This is a genomic window from Bacteroides gallinarum DSM 18171 = JCM 13658, from assembly GCF_000374365.1.
In the GTDB taxonomy this organism is placed as follows: domain Bacteria; phylum Bacteroidota; class Bacteroidia; order Bacteroidales; family Bacteroidaceae; genus Bacteroides; species Bacteroides gallinarum.
Window position 1 is genome coordinate 108,250 of sequence record NZ_KB894122.1, and the last position, 25,650, is coordinate 133,899.

26 protein-coding genes are annotated in these 25,650 nt (G+C 44.3%); 10 read left to right on the plus strand and 16 right to left on the minus strand.

The window, feature by feature from the left end:
- Positions 1-2 precede the first annotated feature (2 nt).
- The 8 genes from C233_RS0106375 to C233_RS24425 form a co-directional block, all read right to left on the minus strand.
- Positions 3-983, minus strand: a complete 981-nt coding sequence (locus C233_RS0106375) for a glycosyltransferase (RefSeq protein ID WP_018666757.1) — start codon at positions 981-983, stop codon at positions 3-5.
- A gap of 2 nt (positions 984-985) precedes the next feature.
- Entirely contained in the window at positions 986-1,999 is a 1,014-nt protein-coding gene (locus C233_RS0106380; protein WP_018666758.1) for an SDR family oxidoreductase, read from the minus strand.
- Positions 2,000-2,057: 58 nt separating this feature from the next.
- Positions 2,058-3,110: an ATP-grasp domain-containing protein gene (locus tag C233_RS0106385; protein WP_018666759.1), complete on the minus strand. Its 1,053-nt coding sequence runs from the start codon at positions 3,108-3,110 to the stop codon at positions 2,058-2,060.
- A gap of 6 nt (positions 3,111-3,116) precedes the next feature.
- On the minus strand, positions 3,117-4,325 hold the full coding sequence (locus C233_RS0106390; protein ID WP_128081906.1) for a hypothetical protein: 1,209 nt from the start codon (positions 4,323-4,325) through the stop codon (positions 3,117-3,119).
- Positions 4,326-4,549: 224 nt separating this feature from the next.
- On the minus strand, positions 4,550-5,368 hold the full coding sequence (locus C233_RS22375) for a glycosyltransferase family 2 protein (RefSeq protein WP_018666761.1): 819 nt from the start codon (positions 5,366-5,368) through the stop codon (positions 4,550-4,552).
- 62 nt (positions 5,369-5,430) lie between these two features.
- A complete protein-coding gene (locus C233_RS0106400; RefSeq protein WP_154656058.1) occupies positions 5,431-6,756 on the minus strand; it encodes a lipopolysaccharide biosynthesis protein in 1,326 nt (441 codons plus the stop codon).
- Positions 6,757-6,884: 128 nt separating this feature from the next.
- The gene (locus C233_RS22380; RefSeq protein ID WP_018666763.1) at positions 6,885-7,247 is read right to left on the minus strand and encodes a hypothetical protein; all 363 of its coding nucleotides are present in this window, start codon (positions 7,245-7,247) and stop codon (positions 6,885-6,887) included.
- Between the two features lie 290 nt (positions 7,248-7,537).
- On the minus strand, positions 7,538-7,708 hold the full coding sequence (locus tag C233_RS24425) for a hypothetical protein (protein WP_164835489.1): 171 nt from the start codon (positions 7,706-7,708) through the stop codon (positions 7,538-7,540).
- Between the two features lie 130 nt (positions 7,709-7,838).
- Here C233_RS24425 and C233_RS0106415 point away from each other — a divergent pair, with 130 nt between their 5' ends.
- On the plus strand, positions 7,839-9,890 hold the full coding sequence (locus C233_RS0106415; RefSeq protein ID WP_018666765.1) for a VapE domain-containing protein: 2,052 nt from the start codon (positions 7,839-7,841) through the stop codon (positions 9,888-9,890).
- Positions 9,891-10,073: 183 nt separating this feature from the next.
- Here C233_RS0106415 and C233_RS0106420 read toward each other — a convergent pair whose 3' ends face one another.
- Positions 10,074-10,292: a DUF4248 domain-containing protein gene (locus C233_RS0106420; protein WP_022218848.1), complete on the minus strand. Its 219-nt coding sequence runs from the start codon at positions 10,290-10,292 to the stop codon at positions 10,074-10,076.
- Between the two features lie 200 nt (positions 10,293-10,492).
- On the opposite strand from C233_RS0106420, the gene C233_RS0106425 reads away from it, so the two are divergent.
- From C233_RS0106425 to C233_RS0106430, 3 genes are all read left to right on the plus strand, one after another.
- Entirely contained in the window at positions 10,493-10,966 is a 474-nt protein-coding gene (locus C233_RS0106425; RefSeq protein WP_018666767.1) for an HU family DNA-binding protein, read from the plus strand.
- 177 nt (positions 10,967-11,143) lie between these two features.
- A complete protein-coding gene (locus tag C233_RS24025) occupies positions 11,144-11,248 on the plus strand; it encodes a smalltalk protein (RefSeq protein WP_022218846.1) in 105 nt (34 codons plus the stop codon).
- Between the two features lie 4 nt (positions 11,249-11,252).
- Positions 11,253-11,696: an N-acetylmuramoyl-L-alanine amidase gene (locus C233_RS0106430; RefSeq protein WP_018666769.1), complete on the plus strand. Its 444-nt coding sequence runs from the start codon at positions 11,253-11,255 to the stop codon at positions 11,694-11,696.
- Positions 11,697-11,902: 206 nt separating this feature from the next.
- On the opposite strand, the gene C233_RS0106435 is transcribed toward C233_RS0106430, so the two are convergent.
- The 7 genes from C233_RS0106435 to C233_RS0106465 form a co-directional block, all read right to left on the minus strand.
- Complete coding sequence (locus tag C233_RS0106435; protein ID WP_018666770.1) at positions 11,903-13,417, minus strand: sugar transferase; 1,515 nt, start codon at positions 13,415-13,417, stop codon at positions 11,903-11,905.
- Between the two features lie 94 nt (positions 13,418-13,511).
- Positions 13,512-14,624 carry a DegT/DnrJ/EryC1/StrS family aminotransferase gene (locus tag C233_RS0106440; RefSeq protein WP_018666771.1) on the minus strand — a complete coding sequence of 371 codons (1,113 nt, stop codon included), beginning with the start codon at positions 14,622-14,624 and terminating at the stop codon, positions 13,512-13,514.
- A gap of 613 nt (positions 14,625-15,237) precedes the next feature.
- Positions 15,238-15,816, minus strand: coding sequence for an acyltransferase (locus C233_RS0106445; RefSeq protein ID WP_018666772.1), 579 nt, complete (start codon positions 15,814-15,816; stop codon positions 15,238-15,240).
- Positions 15,806-16,771 carry a Gfo/Idh/MocA family protein gene (locus C233_RS0106450; protein ID WP_018666773.1) on the minus strand — a complete coding sequence of 322 codons (966 nt, stop codon included), beginning with the start codon at positions 16,769-16,771 and terminating at the stop codon, positions 15,806-15,808. The genes C233_RS0106445 and C233_RS0106450 overlap by 11 nt, the downstream gene beginning before the upstream one ends.
- Before the next feature lie 25 nt (positions 16,772-16,796).
- Positions 16,797-18,110, minus strand: coding sequence for a nucleotide sugar dehydrogenase (locus C233_RS0106455; RefSeq protein WP_018666774.1), 1,314 nt, complete (start codon positions 18,108-18,110; stop codon positions 16,797-16,799).
- A 78-nt stretch (positions 18,111-18,188) separates the two neighbouring features.
- Positions 18,189-18,740: a UpxY family transcription antiterminator gene (locus tag C233_RS0106460; protein WP_018666775.1), complete on the minus strand. Its 552-nt coding sequence runs from the start codon at positions 18,738-18,740 to the stop codon at positions 18,189-18,191.
- Positions 18,741-19,048: 308 nt separating this feature from the next.
- A complete protein-coding gene (locus C233_RS0106465; RefSeq protein ID WP_018666776.1) occupies positions 19,049-20,080 on the minus strand; it encodes a tyrosine-type recombinase/integrase in 1,032 nt (343 codons plus the stop codon).
- 195 nt (positions 20,081-20,275) lie between these two features.
- On the opposite strand from C233_RS0106465, the gene pyrB reads away from it, so the two are divergent.
- From pyrB to C233_RS0106495, 6 genes are all read left to right on the plus strand, one after another.
- Positions 20,276-21,214: an aspartate carbamoyltransferase gene (pyrB, locus tag C233_RS0106470; RefSeq protein WP_025068742.1), complete on the plus strand. Its 939-nt coding sequence runs from the start codon at positions 20,276-20,278 to the stop codon at positions 21,212-21,214.
- Between the two features lie 137 nt (positions 21,215-21,351).
- Complete coding sequence (pyrI, locus tag C233_RS0106475; RefSeq protein WP_018666778.1) at positions 21,352-21,813, plus strand: aspartate carbamoyltransferase regulatory subunit; 462 nt, start codon at positions 21,352-21,354, stop codon at positions 21,811-21,813.
- Positions 21,813-22,391 carry a flavin reductase family protein gene (locus C233_RS0106480; protein WP_018666779.1) on the plus strand — a complete coding sequence of 193 codons (579 nt, stop codon included), beginning with the start codon at positions 21,813-21,815 and terminating at the stop codon, positions 22,389-22,391. Before pyrI ends, C233_RS0106480 begins: the two co-directional genes overlap by 1 nt.
- Before the next feature lie 15 nt (positions 22,392-22,406).
- Positions 22,407-23,144 (plus strand): porin family protein, encoded by a 738-nt coding sequence (locus C233_RS0106485; RefSeq protein ID WP_025068743.1) that lies wholly within the window; start codon positions 22,407-22,409, stop codon positions 23,142-23,144.
- Positions 23,145-23,247: 103 nt separating this feature from the next.
- A complete protein-coding gene (glyA, locus tag C233_RS0106490; RefSeq protein WP_018666781.1) occupies positions 23,248-24,528 on the plus strand; it encodes a serine hydroxymethyltransferase in 1,281 nt (426 codons plus the stop codon).
- A 162-nt stretch (positions 24,529-24,690) separates the two neighbouring features.
- Positions 24,691-25,329, plus strand: coding sequence for a chloramphenicol acetyltransferase (locus C233_RS0106495; protein WP_018666782.1), 639 nt, complete (start codon positions 24,691-24,693; stop codon positions 25,327-25,329).
- The last annotated feature ends 321 nt before the right edge of the window (positions 25,330-25,650 follow it).

The window sequence follows — 25,650 nt, forward strand, 5'->3', positions numbered from 1 at the left end:
ATTCAATCAACATTTAAAATTTCCTTATACAAAGAGATAATCCTTTCGGCTACAGATACTGAGCTCAATCCTAAATCAATTATTCTCTGGCGTCCGTTTGTTTTGCCTTGACAAGTTGAATATTCAACTGCTTTTTTTAAGTTATTTGCACAATCCTCTGGTGTAAAATCAGTTATATAATAACCCTTTTCTTCTCCAAACAACCATCTGATATCTCCAACATCCGTTGCAACAACAGTGGTATTGCAAGCCATTGCTTCTTTAACCACATTTGGTGAACCTTCCATAAGAGATGGAACGACAAGTACATCCACCGCATTTAAATATTGGACCACTTTACCATGTTCTATCGGATATGGAGCCAGCAATTTCTCATTCTCAGACTGCATCAAATTAAAAGCCTTTTTTAGCAACTGAAAGTTTTTATTTCTATCCTTTGTATTTCCCAAAAATAATAAATAAATCTTATCTTCCTCCAAATTTAGAAGTTGTCTTTGTTGCTGTTTATCAAATGGTTGTACCTCTTGGAGAACTACACCATTCGGAATGATGACAGATTTCTTTTTATTAATAATGATTCTCTGCATATAAGCAGATTTACAGATAATCTTACATACAAAGAATTGTATCAACCAAGATGCAATTATAAGTACATAACTCATATATACTTTTTTCCCGGATGCCTTGTATTTCCCATTAGCATCGTCTCCCATTAGTGACATAACTATTGGAATACCAGAAAATGCAAGAACTGCACACCAGGCACTCAAAGAATAATGTGCATGTATTACATCAAAATGATTTTCCTTTAAAAAAAATCTCAGTCTTATCGCTTCTTGTATATAACCTTGGAATCCTTTTTTCATAATAGAAAAATACTGCACTTCGATTCCTTGACTCTTTATAGACTCTCCTTGTGACTTTATAAACGGCGAAATACTGAAATTTTTACTATTCCCACTACAGACAAATAGAACTTTCATTTTTATTTTATATTATTCCAATACCATTCACACGCCCGTTCCAATCCCTCAATGGCACTATATTCAGGTTTGTATCCTAAAATCCTTTTAGCTTTCTCAATAGAGGCCTGTGAATGTGGAATGTCTCCCTTTCTGCTCTCTCTAAAAATAGGTTCAATAAGTTTTATTTTTTGATCGAACTTAGCCAAATGAAATTTTAAACATTCAAATAATTGAAGTAACGTTGTATTTCCTCCATAAGCTACATTAAAAACTAAATCTAATGCTGCATTTGCCGGCAAATTCATGTTATACAAAGAAGAACGCCTAACAATATCTTCTTTAGAAATAGTGACAGCCAAGTAATTAGCTTGTATCACATTATCAATGTAAGTAAAATCCCGCGAATAGCTACCGTCTCCATTAATAATAGGTGACTCATGATTTATCAAAGTTTTTACCCAAAGTGGTATTACTGCTGCATAAGCTCCATTAGGATTTTGTCTACGACCAAACACGTTGAAATACCTTAAACCTATTGTCTCGATTCCATACAAGTCTGAAAAGACATTGGCATAAAGCTCATTCACAAACTTTGTAATGGCATACGGAGAAAGAGGTCTACCGATATTATATTCTATTTTGGGGAGTTCTTTACTATCTCCGTAGGTAGAAGAACTTGCAGCATAAACAAACCGTTTTACTCCTTCATCCCTCGCAGCTACCAACATATTTAAAAAACCAACTATATTATTTTCATTTGTCTGTATAGGGTCAGTGATAGAACGTGGTACTGAACCCAAAGCCGCTTCATGGAGAACAATATCGCATCCTTTTACCGCATTCCGACAAACTCCCAAATCCCGAACATCTCCATTTATAAAAGAGAAATTTGAAATAAATAATAATGATTCTATATTGTGTATGAATCCTGTAGATAAATTATCCAAACAAACCACATCAAAACCTCTTTCTACAAAATACTCACACAGATTACTGCCTATAAATCCGGCACCTCCGGTTATTAATATTTTCATCAAAGTACTATTTTATTTAAATCATACAAGATTTCCTATAAAAGCATGATTTAGAATACTACAATTTTTGCTTATTATAAAAATCAATGGAAGCTATTAATCTCATGTCAAAATAATTATTATCCCAAAACTCACCCTCTATAAAATTCCATCCATTATTATAAGTATAAATTCCACGCTTCCCATTAATAACCATACAATCATTATGATCCACTCCCCAGTGTGTTTGCATTTCATTTACTCGATATTTACCATCGTTTGCTGCTAAAATATCCACATCCATTGAATTAAAATGGTTGTCATCGCAAATTTGCCTTACATAATCCAATAATTCTACAGGTGGTTCCATTTCATGTCCGTCAGGTAATCCTGTTCCGCTACACTTATCATCCAATTTCATTTTTTGATAAGCATAATAATAATCACCACATTTAGTTATCCTCCATTCAAAATCATGTTCAATATATTCTTGGAATATAACATAATTACGTTGTCCTGCATTATTTCTTTCTATATAAAGTTTGATTTTTTTTATAAACATCGTGGGATTTTTTATACTCTTTACAAACCAGCTACAAGCATTACCTTTATTAGGATTAGGTCCAAATCTTCTTGTTATGCCCTTTTTACTAAAAGCACGTTTTACATACTTTAAAGCTTGCTTTTTGTTTTTCAATATCTCTACTCCTGAGCCAGCAGCTCCAATACTTGTTTTTCCAACTATAGGAAACGCCGTGTTATTCAAAAAATCAATGGCCTCTGTTTTATAATAAATAACATCAGTTTTGGCATGGGGAATTTTTTTTGCAGCCATATAATAGCTAAGGATTTTTTTATTCTCATAAATCAATACTTCTTCATAACTTGGAAAAACAATCCTATTTAATACTTTTGCAATTATGTATAATTTCTCATCATACATGCTTTTCCTATATTCCAAATTACCTTCCGGTCGCTGGATGAAAAAATCCACTTTACTATTTCTTACTTTGTCTAACCAATCTTTTGAATATAAATCAATCGTTTCATATTCTACAGATTGTCGTTTACATGCAATAATATAATTACTAATAGATTCTTTATCTACTGAATACAAAATACCTACCTTCATATCATTTCATAATTTTGTTTTATTGATTTGATTTAAAGCAAACTTAATTTGTTCTTGGTTATAGAAATATCTTAATACTCCCCCCAATGAGGTATAAAAAAAAGAGGAAGAAATTACTAAATCAAGCCCTCCAGAACCCATATTAATAAATTTAACAAAAATCAATGAGAAAAAAAATGAATACAAAACCACCGAATAGCTTCCATCTCCATAATATGAATTCTTTTTTAATTTGATTATCCATAAAATTAAATATAAATGGATAAGAAACCAAACTAAACATCCCACAACTCCTGTTCCATGCAATAATACCGAATAATCTCCATGAATCTGTCTTTTCCCATATTTTCCATTGGCGTATGTACCAACTAAATTAAACGTCTCTTTACCAAATAATAATGTCAAAGCTTTATCGGAACCAAGTATTTCATCCGTGATATATATAAATTCTGCAACTCGTCCTTCAGAAGTTATATCATTGTGGGTTCTTTCAAAAGTGTTTTTTCTTGCTTCTAAATTGATAAAGAAATAACTTAAGAAAAAAGGAAAAAGTACTAAAATCAGTAGAAAAAATTTTGTTAAATATTTAAGATGAAACTGAAATAATCTTTTCAATTTTTTCCCATAAATAAAGCAAAAAAATAGGTAAGCAAGCATTCCTGCAAATAAAGCAAATATAGTTGTTCTTTTCATGTTGACAACAATCACTATGCTACATAGAACAGATAATATAAATATGATTTTTTTATAAGAAGGAAATAATATAAGAAGAAGAAAAATGGAAATAATGGAACATACAACTTGATACATGGCATCAGAAAATAAATTGCCCATCTCCAAACCTTCTTCAGTATACCCTCCGCCTCCCCAATCAAATATATTAGCTAAAAAAACATTTATCAAAAACAATAACATACAAATAATGCCTGTTCCCAAAAACTCCCTAAATTTTTCAACAGAAGATAATATACTGAATCCCAAAGGAAGACAAAGTAACCCTATGGCATATTTTCCCAATAATTTAAATGAAACATAATAGTCTGAAGAATTAATACATATCAATAATACAATAAATGCAATATAAAAATATATGTATGCAAACTTCCCCGTCATTTTACTTTTTACAATAGAGGCATAAATTAAAAAAAACAGAAAAAAAAAGTTCAATAACACCCCAAAAACACTTCCTTTGGGAAGAAATATGCCAACACTCATTGTATATAAATAGTATATAATCAAAAAATACCTGATAAAAAAATAATCAATCCAAGTATATTTAGCACTATTCATATAACACATCTCAGATAATTTGGTGGATTTATATACGTTTAAAAATTTCATCGATAAAACATTGAACTTCTTTACAAAAAAAATCAATAAAGGAAAATCTGGCATACATGATATTGGCAGCTATTTACAAAAAGTATTTGTAATCTTATTTACTTTAGCTGTAACATACGGCATTTGCATTCCTTCCAAATACATAAAGCAGTTCTATAGTTCTTGTGCCCTAAAAAAAGATATAAAGGCTTACTCACTATATAAAGTAAAAAGAAACGTATAAATCTATATGGAAAATGATATAAAGTATAAGAAAATCCCAAGTGCTCTTTCCAAATAGGATATAGTTCAAAAATACTACTAAATTTTGGAATACTACTTACCCCATTATAAGTGAAATACGAAATATTCTCATTTACTTTGACAAAAGTATATTTATTCACTAAACACCAAAGAAAAAAATCATAATCCGCACCTATTTTATAGTTTATTTTATAGTTTCTTTTCAAATAACATTCTTTCCTCACGAAAGCGGCAGAATGCCCTATACTATTCCATTTATATAACTTCTTATGATTAGTATCTGCTACAACAATATTGGATTCCGAATAATATCTTAATATATTACCATAAATAATGTCTATATTAGGATTATTCTGGATTTGGTTAGCTATTGTACTTAATGAATTTTTTACATACCAGTCATCACTATTAAGAATTCCTATATATTCTCCTTTTGCATAAGCAATACCTTTATTCATTGCATCATAAATACCTTTATCAGGTTCACTAATCCAATATGAAATATAACTTGAATATTTTCTAATTATATCAATTGTTCCATCATTGCTTCCTCCATCGATAATAATGTATTCGTAATTAGTAAACGATTGACCTATAATAGACTTTATTGTTTTTTCAATCGTTTCAACAGAATTAAGAACTACTGTGATAATTGATATTAATGGTCTTTGCATAATTTGTATATTTTTATTATATTAGTACTTAGGAATAAAAAATTTAAATGAATCATATAAATTTATTTAAACCAAATGCCCTTAGCCGTATTATTTATAATTTTTGTAATCTGTATTTTCCCGACTACTGCTTGTAATCCAAAAGTAATAGCCGGAACTAATAAAACCCCTTCTACCCCGTATAGTCGGCAACTCATTTGCATAATTGGAATTGCAATTATGGCTATTGATAAGTATAAAATCAATTGTAAACGAACCTTACCTGTACCATTGATAAGATACATATAAACATTTCCAATCGTTTGAAATAACATGAAAAAAGCCATACTTAGTGACAAAGGGAATGGTATTGATACTGAACCTCCAGCCAAGTATCTATATAGGTTATCTGAACATAAAACCATTATAACTAAAATTGGAATACATACTAACCACATGCATTCCAACTTTTTCACCGTCTTCCTCATCCATTTAAAATCTTTTTTCACATACGCATCTGTAAAAGCTGACCAAAAAGGGGTTAATACAATGATAGCAATCATATTTAATACATTGAAATATTTATAGGCAATATTATATTGGGTTACGGCTTCTGGTCCTTCAATACGTGAAATAATAATATTTATAAATTGAAAAATAAAAAGCATTGAGAGCATTATAGCAAAAAACTGTCCACCCAACCCTAAAATTTTTTTAGCCAAACAAAAACGTATAAAACATAAACGAGGTGATATCTCTCTATACTTTCCACACCTAAACATAATGATAGAGACTACTACCAATAAGAAACAAGGTATACCAGAAAAAGTAAATGCTAAAGCAGTAAGACTCCCTGAAGTGCTTTTTGTTAATATATAGATACCAATAAAAGCAGAGACTTGTCCACTAGTCTGTATCAATGAAGCCAATGCAGGTTTTTGATCTGCTGTAAGCATAGTGGTAAATATACTGGCGACAATGTTCAAACAGAAAAAAAATGCCAATATTCCAAACACAATTTGTAATTCGGAATGATAATCAGCATCGATATTCAAAATTTTACTCCAATCAATAAAATAATTAATAGTAGTCACCAACAAGAATATTCCAGAAAAAAGTATAAATAAAATTGCATAAGTAGTGCTGACATATTCTCTCGCTAATAAAATTTCTCCATTTGCTTTAGCTTCAGTAAAACGGTTACGAAAACCATGTGCAAAACCAAAATCAAAATAAGATAACCAAGCAATGATAGAACTTAATGTGAGCCAAATGCCATATCTTGTTGGATTTATATAATTGACAGTCATAGGTATAACCTGTAAAGAAATCAATATACTAATTCCCTTCAATAAAAATGAGAATATGATATTTTTCTTTATTACAACACTACGAGAATTCCTGTTTATAAAATTGCTTTCTTTAAACACGCATCTATTTTTTTGGATATATATATTAACTATACGGATATGAGAGTCTTTTTGTATAATAATTCTCCATATTCAACTACCCTATTTTTGTATTTTCATTTTCCTGTTTATTCGTCCTCAATCCTCCCCTTCCACCCTTCGAAATCGGCTTCCGTAACCATATGGTTTGTATCATACCTTACGTATTCGTCTGTCCTCTCCTCGCAGCCGGGGCTGTTCCGGATACGGCTCACGATACAGTCCGGTTCCTCAATCATCACGAAACGCTTGCCGTCCGTCAGGCAGAAAAACGAGATGTTGCCGGTATAATGGAAAATCTCGTGTATCAGGTAGGCGGAGCGTTCCAGAGCCATCCAACACTTGCCGCAGCGGTAAAGGTAAATGCTGCGGAGGTTATTGCGCTCTTTCTTAAGTATTTCCGGAACTCTGTCGCGGAGAAAAACGATAGCGGCTACTTCTTTTTGTTGCATAATCCGGAGGCAGATATGACAGGTTGCCACCCTTTTTTATAACTTTTCGTTACGCGCGCGAGAAATTATTGAAAAATGTAATGATTACATTTATCATTTTTAAAACACATACCCCTGTAAAAGTTGGAAATATAGCTGGCAACCTGTCAACTACGGGCGGGGAACATGCAGTCGCATATAGTCCGCCTCGAGCCGTAAGCCCAACTCTGTCAATACGTTACACAGTTCTGCGGGGTGATTTCTCAGCTCTTCCCGGTAGATGCGGAACACGCTGTAATACTGGCTCAGTTTTAAACTTTTGCCCTTTTTACCTTGCCATAGGTCTGGGGACTCATCGAGATTTTGCGGCAAATCTCTTTGTCGCTCAGGCGTTTGCCGCCTACCGGAATCGTGTTCTGGAGCAGTTCCAGGTAGTCGCCGAGCTCCAAATGGACGAATTCCGGATTTAGATTTTGAGTCATCTTTAAGTGTTTTTAAAAGTTAATAATGTTAATATGTTATCTATCCGGTTCCCACATGCGGGAACCGCTGTTTTCCGTATCCGGCGCTTTATTCGGAACTTCACTCCGTAAAACCCTAATAACGATAATAATGAAAGAAACTTCAATCAGCCTTTTCAAAGGTTACTCGGATACACATCCGCAGGACAGCACGTTGCAGGAAATCGTAAACCTTATCCGCAACGATGCGCTGGTGCGCGACCGTACCGAGAAACACCGCTATTACAGCCATAACGGGCAAGGGGCTGCCGCTGCATGGGAGAAGGCTGCCTGCCCGTGTTTTGCCGTTGCCGTGTGCTTCGGAGGCGGCAAGCAGGCAGAGAATATCACGGGCTGGACTTCGCTGGCACTGGCGGACATCGACCATATCGGCGCCGACCGCCTGCCGGAACTTGTCGGGCGTGTCCGCGCCGACAAGCATACGCTACTGTCCTACACCACTATCAGCGGTACGGGGCTTCGCATTATCTACCGTACGGACTGCCTGACGGACACTCCGGAGAAGAACCGGAAATACTATTCCAAAATCTTCGAGCAGGGCAACCGCTATTATGCCGGCCTGCTGGGTTGCGAATGCGACCTGAAATGCAAGAATATCACGAGGCTCAGCGGACTGGCGCACGACCCCGACGTCTATTTCAATCCCGATGCCGTTGCCATGCCCGTCGAACTGAAAGGCGACAAGAAAGAGCAGCCCGCCAAACCCTCTGTCCGCAACAGGCGGCTGGAGAAAGCGGTTGCTGCGGCAGCCGGCGAATTGGCAGGACAGGGCATCGTTTACGAGGCGCACCAGCGCAACCAATATATCATGCGCATGGGGTATCTGCTCAATGCCTACGGAGTGGCGCAAACCAGCGCTACCCAGTGGGCGGTGAAACGCTTTGCCGACTACGACGGGGATGTAGCCGCCGTCTTCCGGTCGTGCTACCAGCGCACCGAGGAGCACGGGCAACGTCCGTTGCACGGACGGGAGCCGAATGCCGGCGGCAACGACGGATTTGCCAGTGTGGAGGACATCGAACGTTTCCTCGACACGCAAGCCCGTTTCCGGTACAATGAGGCTACCGGGAAATGCGAGACGGCTGCCTCAGGAGCGGACGGCGCCGAAGGGGAATATACGGAGATAGACGACCGTTTCGTCAACACTCTATGGAGCCGTATGAGCAAGCAGGGAAAGACCGTGCGCATCAATGATATCCGTGCCATACTGAATTCGGAATATACTGTTTTGTTCAATCCTTTTATCGACTACTTCGAAGGGTTGAAACCCTGGGACGGGGTGACCGACCATATCGGGCGGCTTGCCGCCACGGTGCACGTAAAGAGCGAGCAGTCCGTATTCGAAGGTTACTTCAAGAAATGGCTCGTAGCCTCCATTGCCTCCCTTTTCGACCGGGAAACGGTGAACCACGAGATTTTCGTACTGATTGGGCCTCAGGGCAGCTACAAGACTACCTGGCTCAACAAGCTGTTGCCGCCTGCGCTGCAACGTTATTTTTACATCAAGTCCAACAATAACCGCATTACCAAAGACGATATGTTTTCGCTGGCGGAATTCGTCTTTATCTGCATGGAGGAAATAGACGAGCTGGGGGCGTCGGAACTGAACCAGATTAAGGCGATGACTACCCAGAAGGTGGTGAACGAGCGAATGGCTTACGCGCATTATAAGGAGCACCGCGCCCACATTGCCAGCCTGTGCGGAACTACCAATAACGTGCAGTTCCTGACAGACCTTACGGGCAACCGCCGCTGGCTGCCGTTCGAAATCAGCAGTATCGACAATCCTTATACGCATCCCGTGGATTACGAGGGGGTGTACTCGCAGGCGTATGCGCTTTGGAAAGGCGGCATGCGCTATTGGTTCGAGGACGAGGAGATAAAGCTCGTAAACCTGCACAACCGCAATTTCGAAGTGCCCAGCATGGAGCGCGAACTGATACAGGCTTATTACCGCCACCCCTTGCCGGGCGAAAAAGGTACGTTCGTATCTACCACGGATATTCTGAGCCGCATAAACTCTGCCGTGAAGCATTACCTCAGCCCCGTAAAGATAGGGCTTGTGATGAAGCAGGCGGGCTTCGAACTGACGAGGCTGAACGGAAAGCGGGGTTACCGCGTGGTGGAGCTGTCGAGAAACTAAAGGGCTGTACTACGGCGCTAAAGAGCTATACTGTGTGGCTAAAGGGCTATGTTACGATGCTAAAGGTCTATACTGTCGTACCTTAATCTCTGTTGCCAAATTCTCGGCTTCCCTCCCGTTCCGTCCGTCTTGTACAGGCGGTTCTGTTCCCTATACAGCTTGCTTTTGGAGAGGAGGAGGTTTTTACGGTTCGCCCAGCGCCTCGACTATGAGCCGTACTTGCGCCGGCGTGTATGTCCGCGTTTTGTCCGAGGTTACCAGTGCATGGAGGCTGCCCCGCAGTGTGGGGTGGAAATCTATCCACTGGTTCAGCTTGCGGAAGGCGGCTTGCGGGCAAAGTCCCGGACAGTAGAGCTGGGCGAGCTCCGTGCGCCCGTATGTACGTATCTTGAAAGTTTCCATATCCTTTGAATTCTTTGTTTTTATATAAGCCAAAGATACGGAAATATCTCCACACCACAGCCGTTATATCCGTATATAACGTACTGTAACGAACCGTAACGGACGAAAAGTGATAAATGCCCTTATGCTATGTCGTATCTTCGTATTGTTGCAACAAGGATATAGGATTTTTTAATTGGGAACTAAAAAAACAAAAGATTATGATTCGTTACAAAAAGTATCAAATGACCGGCGAAAAAAGCCCGTTGAAGGGACTGTGGTATGCACGTCCGCTGATTGAGGACACTTTCGATACCGAAAGGCTCGCCAAGCATATGGCTAACCACAACACGCCCTATTCGGAGGGGCTGATTAAGGGGGTGCTGACCGACATGATTTCCTGCACCAAAGAGCTTATCCTGGACGGCAAGAACGTAAAGTTGGATGACCTCGCCATTTTCTCCGTAGGCATCGTGAGCAAAAAGGGTGCTGCCTCGGCTGCCGCCTTTACGTTGGCGGACAATGTGAAAGGCTTGAAACTCCGTGCACGTGCCACGGGCGAATTGAGTAATGCCCAGATTAATTTGGAAGGCCAACTGAAAGAGGCTTACAAATACAATGTGGACGGCGGCGAGTCCGGCGGTGGAAACAAGCCCGGCGGCAATGACGGAGAGGAAGAAAATCCGTTAGGATAACGCTCCCTTAAGGCGGCGGAGCGGTAAAAAGCTGTCGCCTTACTGCTTTGCCGCCTTTGCTTCACTCTATCGTTTTTATCGCTTTCACTAATTGTTTCACCATTGTTTTATCATTGCTTTATCATCATTTTATTTTCATTATCAATCACTTATTTTTTTACATTAAAACCAAACAACATGAGCACAAAATCAAAATCGGTATGGGGCGTCGTCCTCAAAGTAATCATCACAGTAGCCACTGCCTTAGCAGGTGTTTTCGGTATCACGTCTTGCATGAGCTGACCTGATGAGAGCCGGAAGTTTCTATCAGAACTATCGGGAGGTACGCCTCCTGGTAGTTCATTGCAGCGCAACACGCTACGACCGTGATTTCCCGGTGGATGCCCTGCGCCGCTGTCATCTGCAACGCGGATTTGCCAGCATCGGCTATCACTTCTACATCACCCGCGACGGCGAGGTACACATCTGCCGCCCCGTACACCAAATCGGCGCCCATGCCACGGGTTGGAACGACAAGAGCATCGGCATCTGTTACGAAGGCGGTCTTAACGAGCGGGGATGTCCCGCCGACACGCGCACGTATGCCCAGAAATGCTCCCTGCTCGACCTCCTGCGGCAACTGAAAACCGACTACCCTACCGCCCTCATTTTAGGTCATTACCAACTGAGCCGCTCCGTCCGCAAGAGTTGTCCGTGCTTCGATGCGAAGGAGGAGTACGGCGAGGTGTGATGAGGTTCACCACAGATTACACGGATTGACACGGATTTTTATTTTTCAGACAGAAGAACGGGAATTCGGACAGAAGAACAAAAAGACAAAAGAGGAAATCTGTTTTTTGTTTTTATGTCTCGACTAAACTGGTAAATCTATATCATCCGCTAAGAAGTTAAAAATCTGTGTCAATCCGTGTAATCTATGGTGAACCACATCCAACCTTACCTGCTTCTCTTTCCCCGGAACACGATATTGCGGAATGCTTTCCAGAAGTAGCGCCAGTCGGTGAGGAAAGGGCTTTTGAAATAGAGTTCCAGGTATCTGCGTTCGCTTTCTTCCATTTCTTCAAGACTTTCGGGCATATCAACATAATAAGGGGGGATTAACCCTGGTTTAGTCTTTATACGAAGCTCTTGCAATTTTTTATTATACAAAGAGAATTTATGTAAGGATAACGGTCTGACCCCTATCAGTTTTATATCTCCCTTTATTAAATTTATTAATTGAGGAAGTTCATCAATCCAGCATTTACGTATAAATTTTCCCCAAGAAGTGATACGGTAGTCATCCTTAATTTTATCTCCTTTCAATAAAGTTGAATTTTTGAAAACAAAAGGCTGCAAATACTCCGAATAGGCATGCATCGTCCTGAACTTGTACACGCCGATGAATTTTCCATTCTTGCCTACCCGCTTGAGGCGGATAAGCACCCCGTTGGAGGGGCGGTCGTCGCGGATAGGCTCCTTTACCTTCGCGGCGATAACGTAGAATTCTCCGTGTACGATTTCCTCGTGCAGCACGTCGAAGCCGGCACGGTACAATCGTCCCAAGACCTCGACGCGGGTAAGGGCGCGTGTCTTGCCTTTCGTTACCCAGTAGTAAAACTCTTTCGTAAACGGGAGCTTCGGAATGACCCTATGCCAACAGTAGTCCATAAAAAAGAGGATACGGTTGATAATGACCGGATTCTGCCGCATGATTTTCTCCCGGCGTATGCCCGAAGTGGTGCAATGGCAGGCTACGAGCCCTCCATTCTCCAGGCAGTAGTTGCTGTAAGAAAGGAGTGTGTTGATATGTCTTACCTCGTTCAGCGAACGCCGGTGGATGATGAACCGGGGCAGCCGCACTTTATGGGCAAGCACCGTTTCCGGATTGCGCGAATCGATAACCACCGTATCGGGCGAGAACGCCCTGCCGTCCTGCTGCACCCGCCGAAGTACTTCCGCGCTGTTTTCCGCCTCGTGCGTGAGGCTCAACAGCCGGGTAACATCGGCATTCTTCAGCAAATCCGCCTGCTCCGTTCCGGTATTGATTCCCACCTCCGTAACATCGTCCAGCAGGGGTTCTTCGTAGAAATAGGGAATTTTGCGGTAGACTAATTTCCTGACGGAATAGTACAGCCCCCATTCGAGCACGATGATGATGCCGGTAGCGAGGATAATGGAATTATCGTACTCGTAGCCGGGCACGCAATGGCGGTAGAGGGTGTAAAGGAACAGCCCGGAGAGAACGTCCAGGGCAAAGATACCCGAAACCGCGTAACGTATTCTTTTGTAGGAACCGAATTGCAGCTTCCGCGATGCGATGCCCAAAGCTACCCAGATAACGGCCGACAGCACCAGCCAGTACCAACGTGGCAAGTCGCCGAAATAGCGTGCCAGCCAGAAGGAGAACAGGGATATGAGCAAATCGAGAAAGATGATTACCGTATGACGGCGGAAAGTGGAGAAAGGCAAGGGATACAGGAGTTAGGATTTATGAATGATGAATTGTGAATGACGAACGGTGCATTGTGAATTTGCTGCCGGGACAAGTGTCCGGTGCAGCCGGTCAGATGTGGCTACAAACGGTTTCTATGTCTTCTTCCGTGATATAGGGATGAATGGGAAGTGACAGCACGGTATCGCAAAGTTCCCGGGCTACGGGACAGCAGTCATCGGGAACATTCAATGTTTTATAGGCGGTTTGCCCGTGCATGGGGGTGGGATAATAGACCATGGACGGGATGCCTTGCTCTTTGAGGCGGGCTTGGAGCGCGTCGCGTTCTTCCTTGCTATCCAGGCGGATAGTGTACTGCGCCCAGCTCGAATAGTAGCCTTCGGGAACGACAGGAGTCTTTACCTTGCCGCTCAGCTTGCCGGTGTAGAGGGCGGCGGCTTTGTTGATATCCCGCAACTCATATTCGTGGAAGGCTTTGAATTTTATTTTCAGGATAGCGGCTTGCAGGGTGTCCAGGCGCGAGTTCATGCCGATACGGACGTTATCGTACTTAAACATGCCTTTGCCGTGTACCCGGTAAGAATCTGCCAGCGCAGCCCATTCGTCGTTATCGGTGAACACCGCTCCGCCGTCGCCGTAACAGCCCAAAGGCTTGGCGGGGAAAAAGGAGGTGGTGGAGATGTCGCCGAAACTGCATGCACGTTTGTTGCCTATCATGCCTCCGAATCCTTGTGCACCGTCCTCGAGGATGAAAAGCCGGTGGGCATCGGCTATCTTACGGATAGCGGGATAGTTGGCGGGAAGGCCGAACAAATCGACGGTAATGATGACTTTGGGCGTCAGCCTGCCTTCTTCTATGGTACGGGTAATTTTCCGTTCCAAATCCGAAGCGTCCATATTGAACGTATCGCGGTCTACGTCTACAAAGACCGGAGTGGCTCCTTCCAGCGAGATAACCTCTGCCGAGGAGAAGAAGGTGAAATCGGGTACGAATACGGCATCTCCCGCACCGATGTTCCATACTTTCAGGGCGAGGGTCAGCGCGTCCGTGCCGTTGCCGCACGAAATGCAGTGTTTCACTCCTACATACTCCGCCAGCTCGGTTTCGAGCTCTTTTACGGGTTTGCCCATGATAAAGGCACTCGATGCCGCTACGTCTACCATAGCGGCGTCTATGTCCTGCTTCAATACTTGATACTGTTTTTTTAAATCTCTGAATTGCATAATGTTTGATATTTGTTAAACACGGAGGGGACGGAGGTTCACAGAGGGCACAGAGGGGAAGGCAACACGAAGTTTTTTAACACGGAGGGGATAGAGGAGCTTTAACACGGAGGTTTTTAACACAGAGGAGACAGAGGCGCACGGAGGACACAGAGTTTTTTTCACTTCGGAAGTTTACCATAACTTACACGGAAGGATTAATTCTGTGTTTAGACCTTTTGCCTGGATAACACAATAGGTTACCTACTTTTCTCGGTTAATCTTTTTATTTATTCAAAAAGGTTATATTGCAATCCTCTTTTTATGAAACAAATTTTTTATGATGCAAATCCAAAGGATTGAAGTGCATCCTCAAAATTAGACATAAAATTTTTAGGGTGTATTTCAGATTGGTACAGATTGATTATTTATTGCAATAAAAGCAACAAAAAAACTCTGTGCCCTCCGTGCACCTCCGTCTCCTCTGTGTTGAAAATCTTTATGTTAAAAACCTCTGTGTCCTCTGTGAACCTCCGTCTCCTCTGTGTTAGAAATCTTTATGTTGAAAACTCTGTGTCCTCTGTGAACCTCCGTCTCCTCTGTGTTAGAAATCCCTGTGTTGAATCCCTCTGTGTTAATCTATTGTGAACCGTTTTTTTAATTCTCCATTTTTTTCCTCATACCTACGCCCGCACGAGCATACCAGCGAGGCATCCAGGCGGGCGCCGCACTCGCATACCCAACCGATGCGGCGGGCGGGGACTCCTGCCATGAGCGCATAGTCCTGTACATCTTTCGTTACTACGGCGCCTGCGGCTATGAGTGCGCTCTTGCCTACCGTATGCCCGCAGACCACGGTGGAGTTGGCTCCTAACGAGGCACCTTCTTTAATCAGGGTCTTGGCATATATGCCGTGTACGGGGAAATGTGCCCGGGGAGTGACGACATTGGTGAATACGCAGGAGGGACCGCAGAATACGTTGTCCTCCAGCTCTACGCCTTCGTACACCGATACGTTGTTCTGGATGCGGACGCCGTTGCCTACCTTTACGTTATTCGCTATATTCACATTCTGTCCCAGCGAGCAGTTTTCTCCGATAACCGCTCCTTTCTGGATATGTGAGAAATGCCAGATTTTGGTTCCTTTTCCCACCGTTGCACCCTCGTCTACATAGCTGCTGGGGTGAACGAAACAGTCATTCTTATTGTCCATTATTTTCTATGATTTGTTGTACGGTTTCCAGTACTTTTACTACTTCATAACCTGCCTCTCCGCTGTTTATCCCGATAGTGGAGTCGAGGTGTTCTACGAAGTACTTCAGTTCTTCTTCCAGGGGCATCTTTTTCTCGTAGGGGATAATCTCGTCCGGCGCCTCTATCTTGACGGGAAGCCCGTTCTCGAAATCGATTCGTTTATTATAGAAATGGATTTCCTTTTCGCTCGTGGCGTCGTCGAAGGAGAGCATACCTTTACTGCCTATCACCACCAGCAACTGCTGCTTGTAGGGATGAAGCCAGGACACGTAGATGTGTGCATGCACGTTGCCGGGATATTCCAGTTGGGTTAGCGTACTGTCGTACACCTTGTCTTGGAGGAACTTCGCTCCTTTTGCCTCTACCTTGCATGCCGGGCTGCCCGTGAGGTAGTCCAGCACCGAAATGTCGTGGGGTGCGAACGAGGAGAATACGCTTTCTTCCGTGCGTACCGTACCCAGGTTCAGCCGGTGGGAGTAGAGGTAGAAAAGCTTGCCCAGCCTGCCGCTGTCTATCACTTCTTTTATCTTGCGGTAGGCCGGATGAAACAGCAGTACATGCCCTACCATGAGGCGTGCGCCCGTATCTCGTGCCAGCTCCACCAGCTCGGCGGATTGCGCGGCGGTGAGTGTCATTGGCTTTTCCAGCATAACATTCAGCCCTTTCTCCAACAGTTTTTTACCTGCCGGATAGTGAAGCTCCGCCGGAAGCGCAACCGTATATCCGTCATAGCCGCAGGCAATGGCTTCGTCGATGTCTGTATAGCCCTTTATTCCGGGATATTGCTCCGTGTATTCTTTCAGCCTGCCGGCATCTGCCTCTACTACGGCGGCAAGGCAGCCGAGTTCTGCCAATGTGCGGATGTGGTTCTTCCCCCACCTACCGCCACCGATAACGCATATATTTTTTTTCATGGGAAAAAATCAGTGGTTTCAGATTTTAAAGTACTTCGATATTGTTTCTCTCTTTTACTTCTTTCATCACATTCTTCGTGTCGAAGACGGCTTGTGCATGCCGCTGCACGAAATCGTAGTCGATGTTGGTGTGTGCGGCGGTTACGACTACGAGGTCGGCATGCTGCAACAGCTCGGCAGTAAGGGCGGTTTCGCCTTTGTGCAATTTACCGTGTTGTTTGTATTGGGGGATGTAGGGGTCGTAGAAGGATACCGATGCTCCGGTTTTCTCCAGCTCTTCGATGACGCGCAGGGCGGGACTTTCGCGGTAATCGTCTATGTCTTGTTTGTACGCCACACCGAGAACCAATACTTTGGAGCCGTTCAGCGCTTTGCGGTGGCGGTTGAGTATTTTGCCGCAGCGTTCTACGGTGTATTCGGGCATGTGGTCGTTTATCATCATGGAGGCTTCTATCATCGAGGTATGGAAGCCGTATTCGCGGGCTTTCCAGGTCAGGTAATAGGGGTCTAAGGGGATGCAATGCCCGCCCAGCCCCGGTCCGGGATAGAAGGCGGTGAAGCCGAAGGGTTTGGTCTTGGCGGCTTCTATCACTTCCCAGAGGTCGATATTCATACGGTTGCAGAGAATTGCCAGCTCGTTAATCAGGCCGATGTTGATGTTGCGGTAGGTGTTTTCCAGGATTTTTGTCATCTCTGCCACGGCGGGCGAGGAGACGATATGTACCTTATCGCCCAAAACGGCTCCGTATATGGCGGCAATCACTTCTTGGGCGTCTTTGCCTACGGCTCCTACTACTTTCGGGGTGTTCTTGGTTTTGTAAACCGCGTTGCCCGGGTCTACCCGTTCGGGGGAAAAGCCCAGATAGAAGTCTTTGCCGCACTCCAACCCGGAACCTTTTTCAAGAATCGGCTTTATGAGTTCTTCGGTAGTGCCGGGATAGGTAGTGGATTCCAGTACCACTACCGTGCCTTTGGTGAGATAGCCGGCTATTGACTTCGCCGAATTCTCCACATAGCTGATGTCCGGCTCCTGGTGTATATCCAACGGGGTGGGTACGCAAATGGCTACGAAGTCCACTTCTTTTATGAAAGAGAAATCGGAAGTGGCGCTGAGCATGCCGTTGTTTACCAGTTGCGCCAGCTCTGCATCGACCACGTCGCCGATGTAGTTGTGCCCGGCATTCACCTGTTTTACCTTTTCTTCCTGTACATCGAAACCGATAGTTCTGAACCCGGCTTTTGCTTTTTCTACAGCAAGGGGTAGGCCGACATAGCCTAAGCCGACAACCCCCACAGTGATTTTCCTTTCCGCAATGCGGGAAAGTAGCTCTTCTTTCATTGTCGTTTATTATTTTAGATTGGTTATTTCTGTCGATATCTTCACACGGATGTTATTCCTGAAAGATGTACGGAAGCGTTATTCTATCACTTCGCAGTACCAACGGGAAATGCGCATCATGACCCCGACGCCGGCAAGTGTCTTGATGAAGTAGTAGCCGCCCCGGGTACGGTGTAGCTTGCCTGTTATACCGGAGAACGGCCCGTGGATGATACGGACGTTTTTTCCGGGTTTTGCCTCTGCCTCTTGGTGGGTGATATATAAGGTGTCCTTGAAATCGGGGTCGCACAGCACGCGGAATTCTGTCATCTGGCTGTCGGGTATCTCGCAAAGGTGTCTCGTCTCTTTGTTGCGGAGCACGTTGAACGGTACGCCGCATTCCTCGAGCATGCCGAGCATCGCTTTCTGGCTTTCGTCTTTCTGTAAGAAAATCAGATTGTGGACTACCGGGACGAGCATTCTTTTCATCTTCCCTTCCCTCTCCTTTTCGACGTAGGTCATCGGGATGAAATGTACTTTCCCTCTTTCTCTTAAAAAATCGCTAATTTTCAATTCCTGACAGTTGAACGTACGGACTGCATACCAGGGGTTCTGCTTATTTTGATTATTCAAGTCGTTTATGCCGGTCATGATTAGCTTCTTGTTTTTTAATGTATATCCTTAAAGAAAAGTAAACAACTTCCTCTCCCCTCCTGCGCGACACAGCCGGGAAACGTTGTTATCGATAAGGATATAGCCTTTTTATACCACCTCTGTACAAGAGGTGCAATAACAGATAATCATTTAGAAATCAGGGAAAAATATAGTATCAGCAAGGAAAAAGAGTAATATCAGGTAGTGCAAATGTTGAAAAAAAAAGATGTTTTTATTTGTTTGTTTTAGTTTATCTACATACCTTCGCGGTCGTTATAGTGCTCTATTCCTATTTCTGTGAGTTCTCACTCTTGTACAGAGGCGACCTCTTGTACAGAGGAACACTCTTCCAACACTTCATTCAATAGTTTCTTATTAGCCCAATTCTGTTTGTCATTTCCAATATCTTCTACATAAATCTGCGTAGTCTTGATATTGGTATGCCCCAGTGCCTGGGCAATGACGGACATATCCACCGACGACATGAAGGCGAGCGTAGCCCATGTATGGCGGGCCACATACGAGGAAAGTGCCTTGCTTACCCCCGCCTGCTTCCCCAGTATTTTCAGCACCTTATTATAATAGGTGAATTTTCGCCTGTACTCCCGGTAGGCGGTATCTTCATCCTGCGAAGTAAGAAAAGGGAAAACATAGCTGCGGTCGTCCGACTGGTAGCGGTTGATAATCTCCTCCATGCAAGGTTCCAGCTTGATTTGTACGAACTGATTGGTTTTGCGGCGATGATAGGCAAGAACACCGTCCGCAATCTGCGACTTCTTCAGGAAAGCCACATCCACGAAGGGCATGCCGCAGGCATAGAAGCAGAACAGGAAAACATCGCGTACCAACTGCATGAACGACCCCGGTTTCACCTTTACGTTGCGCAGTTTATTGATGTCCGATTTTTCTATCGAACGTTTCCTGGTGCGGGATATGCCCGTAAACACATTCTTGAACGGTTCTTTCTGCTCCGTAAGTCCTTGTTCTACCGCCTTGTTATATATGGCGCGCAGGGAGCGCATGTAGCAGGAAAGCGTATCCTTGCATACTCCTTTTCTCTGAAGCCAGGCTCCGTAAGCGTCTATCAGCCCGCACTCCATATCGGAAAAGGCAATATCTTTTCCGCCATGAAATTTAAGAAGTGAACGCAGGGCGGTAGCATAGTTACTGGCTGTGCTGTGGCGGTGCATCCGGCGGGTACGCACAATTTCTTCCCCGGCAAACACGGAAAAATTTCCGGAAGCTATCCGGGAACTTGTCTCTTCCTCTTTTCTCTGTTCCGGTGAATGATTGCCTCGCTGGATATTCACCTTAAAAACAATACTGACTCTCAACATAATTTCTAAATTATTTAATAAGAATTGAACATTAATTGCGGAGTCCGTGCCGAACAAAATTCGGGCAGGCTCCAAACGGCGAAAGTTATGGAAAAAGAATAATTCTATTCGCTCAAAAAAGTTCGCGGAGATTTTTATAACCCACATTTTTTTTGCAACTTTACACTCTCGAAAAGTAAAATGAATATCAACGATATGGAAAACAGAAGTTTAGTCACTATCGCCGAACACAGCAAGGAAAAAATTCTCTATATGCTCGAAATGGCGAAAGAATTCGAAGCGCAACCCAACAGGCATCTGCTTGATGAAAAAGTGGTCGCCACCCTATTTTTCGAGCCGTCTACCCGCACCCGCCTGAGTTTTGAAACTGCTGCCAACCGCCTCGGAGCACGTGTTATCGGTTTCAGCGACCCCAAAGCTACCAGTTCGTCCAAAGGCGAGACGCTGAAAGACACTATCAAAATGGTAAGCAATTATGCCGACATCATCGTGATGCGCCATTATCTGGAAGGAGCGGCACGCTATGCCAGCGAAGTTACCGCCGTGCCCATTGTCAATGCCGGGGACGGAGCCAACCAGCATCCCTCCCAAACGATGCTCGACCTCTACTCTATCTACAAAACGCAGGGTACGCTGGAAAACCTGAACATCTACCTTGTAGGCGATTTGAAATACGGACGCACCGTGCACTCCCTGTTAATGGCGATGCGCCACTTCAACCCCACATTCCATTTCATTGCCCCCGAAGAGCTGAAAATGCCGGAGGAATACAAGATTTACTGCCACGAGCACGGCATCAAGTTCGTAGAGCATACCGACTTTACGGAAGAAGTGATAGCCGATGCGGACATCCTCTATATGACCCGCGTGCAACGCGAGCGTTTCACCGACCTTATGGAATACGAACGTGTGAAGAATATCTACATCCTGCGCAACAAGATGCTGGAGCATACCCGCCCCAACCTGCGCATCCTTCATCCGCTGCCCCGTGTCAACGAGATAGCCCTCGATGTAGACGACAATCCCAAGGCGTACTACTTCCAGCAAGCGCAAAACGGGCTTTATGCCCGCGAAGCCATTCTGTGCGATGTGCTGGGCATTACGCTGGACGAAGTGAGAAGAAACGGGAAATAATACCCTGGGTACAAGGAATGAGGAAATGAAATACGGATTCGGCTTTTGAAGACAATCCCCGTCCAGCGCCTCCTACCTTATACACTATACAATTTCGAACTTCATACTTTATATTTATACCTTATATTTTAATTGGCATGAGCGAGAAGAAACAAGAATTGCAGGTCGCCGCATTAGAGAACGGCACTGTTATAGACCATATACCCTCTGAAAAGTTATTTACGGTAGTATCATTGCTCGGACTGGAGCGGATGAATAATAACATCACAATCGGGTTCAATCTCAAAAGCAAGAAGTTAGGGACGAAAGGCATCATAAAGATAGCCGATAAGTTCTTCTGCGACGAGGAGATAAACCGCATCGCCGTGGTTGCCCCCAATGTGAAGCTGAACATTATCCGTGACTACGAGGTGGTTGAGAAACGCGAAGTAAACCTGCCCGGCGAATTGCACGGCATCGTAAAATGCGCCAACCCCAATTGCATCACCAACAACGAACCGATGCCCACCCTGTTCCATGTAGTAGACAAGGATAACTGCGTGATAAAATGCCACTATTGTGAGAAAGAACAGACAAGGGAGGAAATAGAGATAATCTGATGAAAGAGGACTGGAAACCGGGAACGATGATTTATCCGCTGCCCGCCGTATTGGTGAGTTGCGGAAGCACACCGGAAGAATACAACATACTGACTGTGGCATGGACGGGAACGATTTGTACGAACCCGCCCATGTGCTATATTTCCGTACGGCCGGAGCGCCACTCCTACGATATCATCAGGCGTAATATGGAGTTCGTTATCAACCTGACAACGGTGGATATGGCGCGTGCCACCGACTGGTGCGGCGTACGCTCGGGCAAGGACTACGACAAATTCGAAGAAATGAAGCTGACTCCCGGCAAGAGTACCGTTGTGAGCGCTCCCCTCATCGAAGAGTCTCCCTTGTGCATCGAATGCCGGGTAAAGGAAATCATAGCCCTCGGCTCGCACGACATGTTCATAGCTGATGTGGTGAACGTACGCGCCGACACAGCCCGCCTGAACAAAGAAACCGGCAAACTGGAGCTGGCGGAAGCCAATCCGCTGGTTTACGTACACGGCGGATACTACGGGTTGGGCGAGAAAATCGGGAAATTCGGTTGGTCGGTAGAGAAAAAAAGAATGAGTAACGATTAGCGGTTGCAAATGATTATGGGAAAACGGTGGTTATTTATCGGGCTTTGTTTGCTGGCTTTCTCCACAGCCGTGCGGGGACAGCATACACACCGCTACGACCGCCGGGTGAACTTCGGCATCAAGGGCGGATTTACATCCTCGCTTTTCCTGGTATCGGATTTAATCCTTAACGGCACGGTTATCGACGAGGTGCAGAACAACTACAAAATAGGCTATTTCGGCTCGCTCTTTATGCGGATAAACTTCAACCGCCACTTCCTTCAGCCGGAACTCTCCTATACGATAAACCGCTGCAACATCACTTTCGAAAAACCCTTACCCGAGGACGCGCCCGAGAACAGCGTGCCCGGCATGGCATCTATCACCTCGTCTATCCACAGTTTCGAGATACCCGTAATCTACGGCTACAACATCATCAAGGAAGGACCTTACAGCCTTGCCATATTCGGCGGACCGAAGATACGCTATATATGGGACAAGCAGAGCAAGGTAACCTTCGAGAACTTCGACCAGCGGGACATCGAAGAAGAGCTCTACCCGCTGAATATCAGCTTCACCGCCGGCGTTGCCGTAACGATTTCGCGTATCTTCTTCGACTTCCGGTACGACATCGGACTGCACAATATCTCGAAACGCATCAGCTATAAACCGGTTTACGACGAGAACGTAGCCGAAGAAGTGACCCTTGCCAACCAGATACGTTTCCATAGGCGGGACAATGTGCTCAGTTTCTCGCTCGGGGTGTTCTTTTGATAGGAATTTTCTTACTTTTCTTACAGTTTATTCATTTATTTCCTTTAAATTTGTACGCTTAATAAGAGAACACAGAATTATCAAACTTATCTAATAAGCAAGAATGAAAAGAGACGATTTAATTTTCGACATCATCGAAAAAGAACATCAACGTCAGCTCAAAGGCATTGAACTGATTGCATCGGAGAATTTCGTAAGTGACCAAGTTATGCAGGCAATGGGCTCCTGCCTCACCAACAAGTACGCAGAAGGTTATCCCGGCAAGCGTTACTACGGAGGTTGCGAAGTCGTAGACCAGAGCGAACAGATAGCTATCGACCGCTTGAAGCAGATTTTCGGTGCAGAATGGGCTAACGTGCAGCCGCACTCGGGTGCGCAGGCAAATGCGGCCGTATTCCTTGCCGTACTCAATCCGGGCGATAAATTCATGGGGTTGAACCTTGCACACGGCGGTCATCTCTCTCACGGTTCGGCGGTCAACACCTCCGGTATCATCTATACTCCCTGCGAATACAACCTCAACAAAGAAACCGGACGCGTAGACTACGACCAAATGGAAGAAGTAGCCTTGCGCGAGAAGCCGAAAATGATTATCGGCGGCGGTTCCGCCTACTCGCGCGAATGGGACTATAAGCGCATGCGCGAAATTGCCGACAAGATAGGCGCTATCCTTATGATTGACATGGCCCACCCCGCCGGCCTGATTGCTGCCGGAGAGCTGGATAACCCCGTAAAATACGCCCATATCGTAACATCCACCACCCACAAGACGTTGCGCGGTCCGCGCGGCGGCGTTATCATGATGGGCAAGGACTTCCCCAACCCGTGGGGCAAGAAAACCCCGAAGGGCGAAATCAAGATGATGTCCCAATTGCTCGACTCCGCCGTATTCCCCGGTATCCAGGGCGGTCCGCTGGAACACGTCATTGCAGCGAAAGCCGTTGCCTTCGGTGAAATCCTGCAACCGGAGTGGAAAGAATACGCCAAGCAGGTGAAGAAGAACGCCGCTACGCTGGCACAAGCCTTGATAGACCGTGGCTTCACTATCGTTTCCGGCGGTACGGACAACCACTCCATGTTGGTAGACCTGCGCAGCAAATATCCCGACCTGACGGGCAAGGTAGCCGAAAAAGCGTTGGTATCCGCCGACATCACTGTGAACAAGAACATGGTTCCGTTCGACAGCCGTTCCGCCTTCCAGACTTCCGGTATCCGCCTGGGCACTCCCGCCATTACCACGCGCGGCGCAAAAGAAGATTTAATGCTGGAAATCGCCGAAATGATTGAAACCGTGCTCTCCAATGTAGAAAACGAGCAGGTTATCGCCGACGTCCGCGCACGTGTCAATGCCAAGATGAAGGAATACCCGCTGTTCGCTTACTAAATCGAGAATTAAGAATTATAAATAACTGTTCTTAAACTAAACGCACTGCGAACAAGCAGATTTTTAGGCAGAGCGTAGTGAACCGACTGAAACAGTTTCGCTACGCTCTGTTTTCTTTGTATAACAATAGGCACAAAGCTACGCCGACACATTCAGTAATTTATGAAACAGTTCATTGATTTGGAACATTGGAACCGGAGAGAACATTTCAAATTCTTTTCAACTTTTGACGACCCTTTTTTCGGAATAACCACGTTAGTCGATTTTACCGGTATCTATAAACGGAGCAAAGAAGAAAAGAAATCTTTCTTTTTGTATTCCGTGCACTATCTGCTGAAATGTGTGAACGATACAGAGGCTTTCAGACTACGTATCGAAGATGAACAAGTGGTAAAGTATGACCTTATCCACCTATCTCCTACTATCGGACGTGAGGACGGAACATTCGGTTTTGGCTTTTTTGAATACAATGTAGACTTTAGTGTATTCGCACAAAATGCAGAAAAAGAAATAGCAAGGGTAAAAAACAGCGACGACCTCTCTTTTTCCGAGAATACGGGACGCTCAGACCTCATCCGGTACTCTGCCCTACCCTGGTTTGCATTTTCAGAAATGAAACATGCCGTATCTTTCGGCAAAGGCGATTCCGTTCCACGCATCTCCACCGGGAAATTGATACAACAAGATGAGAAATATTTACTTCCTATTTCGATTTCAGCCCATCACGCCCTTATGGACGGACGTAATGTAGCGGAGCTTATCGGTAAAATAGAAACCCTCTGCCCGAATAACCGGAAGTAAAAGACAAAGAATACATGTATAAGGCGGCAAAAAATAAGCTGGGATATTCAGTAAATGTCCCTAAAAATCAAGATGGCATATGAAGATGATAGAGCATACTCACTTCATATGCCATTTTTATAGTCCTATTCCTGTAATTTCTCACACAATCTTACCCTACAAGACATGACGCTCGGGAAGAAGTCTGAAGACATCTTCTGCCTCTGCCTGTAAAATCATATCATGCCGCTTTCACCGTCCTGTTCCTGATCTTGTCTATCATCAGTACGGCATTTGCCGTATGTATTCCAAAGAAAATCCACAGGATTTCCGTCTTCCTGT

Excerpts from the sequence above, each read along its gene's own strand:
- C233_RS0106390 (WP_128081906.1), bottom strand. The coding sequence starts at position 4,325 with ATGAGTGTTGGCATATTTCTTCCCAAAGGAAGTGTTTTTGGGGTGTTA.
- C233_RS0106430 (WP_018666769.1), top strand. The coding sequence starts at position 11,253 with ATGAGAGCCGGAAGTTTCTATCAGAACTATCGGGAGGTACGCCTCCTG.
- C233_RS0106460 (WP_018666775.1), bottom strand. The coding sequence starts at position 18,740 with ATGACCGGCATAAACGACTTGAATAATCAAAATAAGCAGAACCCCTGG.
- C233_RS22375 (WP_018666761.1), bottom strand. The coding sequence starts at position 5,368 with ATGCAAAGACCATTAATATCAATTATCACAGTAGTTCTTAATTCTGTT.
- C233_RS0106485 (WP_025068743.1), top strand. The coding sequence starts at position 22,407 with ATGGGAAAACGGTGGTTATTTATCGGGCTTTGTTTGCTGGCTTTCTCC.
- glyA (WP_018666781.1), top strand. The coding sequence starts at position 23,248 with ATGAAAAGAGACGATTTAATTTTCGACATCATCGAAAAAGAACATCAA.
- C233_RS0106375 (WP_018666757.1), bottom strand. The coding sequence starts at position 983 with ATGAAAGTTCTATTTGTCTGTAGTGGGAATAGTAAAAATTTCAGTATT.
- C233_RS0106450 (WP_018666773.1), bottom strand. The coding sequence starts at position 16,771 with ATGAAAAAAAATATATGCGTTATCGGTGGCGGTAGGTGGGGGAAGAAC.
- C233_RS0106415 (WP_018666765.1), top strand. The coding sequence starts at position 7,839 with ATGAAAGAAACTTCAATCAGCCTTTTCAAAGGTTACTCGGATACACAT.
- C233_RS24025 (WP_022218846.1), top strand. The coding sequence starts at position 11,144 with ATGAGCACAAAATCAAAATCGGTATGGGGCGTCGTCCTCAAAGTAATC.
- C233_RS0106445 (WP_018666772.1), bottom strand. The coding sequence starts at position 15,816 with ATGGACAATAAGAATGACTGTTTCGTTCACCCCAGCAGCTATGTAGAC.
- C233_RS0106440 (WP_018666771.1), bottom strand. The coding sequence starts at position 14,624 with ATGCAATTCAGAGATTTAAAAAAACAGTATCAAGTATTGAAGCAGGAC.
- C233_RS0106425 (WP_018666767.1), top strand. The coding sequence starts at position 10,493 with ATGATTCGTTACAAAAAGTATCAAATGACCGGCGAAAAAAGCCCGTTG.
- C233_RS24425 (WP_164835489.1), bottom strand. The coding sequence starts at position 7,708 with ATGACTCAAAATCTAAATCCGGAATTCGTCCATTTGGAGCTCGGCGAC.
- C233_RS0106480 (WP_018666779.1), top strand. The coding sequence starts at position 21,813 with ATGAAAGAGGACTGGAAACCGGGAACGATGATTTATCCGCTGCCCGCC.
- C233_RS0106380 (WP_018666758.1), bottom strand. The coding sequence starts at position 1,999 with ATGAAAATATTAATAACCGGAGGTGCCGGATTTATAGGCAGTAATCTG.
- C233_RS0106420 (WP_022218848.1), bottom strand. The coding sequence starts at position 10,292 with ATGGAAACTTTCAAGATACGTACATACGGGCGCACGGAGCTCGCCCAG.
- C233_RS0106385 (WP_018666759.1), bottom strand. The coding sequence starts at position 3,110 with ATGAAGGTAGGTATTTTGTATTCAGTAGATAAAGAATCTATTAGTAAT.
- C233_RS0106455 (WP_018666774.1), bottom strand. The coding sequence starts at position 18,110 with ATGAAAGAAGAGCTACTTTCCCGCATTGCGGAAAGGAAAATCACTGTG.
- C233_RS22380 (WP_018666763.1), bottom strand. The coding sequence starts at position 7,247 with ATGCAACAAAAAGAAGTAGCCGCTATCGTTTTTCTCCGCGACAGAGTT.
- pyrI (WP_018666778.1), top strand. The coding sequence starts at position 21,352 with ATGAGCGAGAAGAAACAAGAATTGCAGGTCGCCGCATTAGAGAACGGC.
- pyrB (WP_025068742.1), top strand. The coding sequence starts at position 20,276 with ATGGAAAACAGAAGTTTAGTCACTATCGCCGAACACAGCAAGGAAAAA.
- C233_RS0106495 (WP_018666782.1), top strand. The coding sequence starts at position 24,691 with ATGAAACAGTTCATTGATTTGGAACATTGGAACCGGAGAGAACATTTC.
- C233_RS0106465 (WP_018666776.1), bottom strand. The coding sequence starts at position 20,080 with ATGTTGAGAGTCAGTATTGTTTTTAAGGTGAATATCCAGCGAGGCAAT.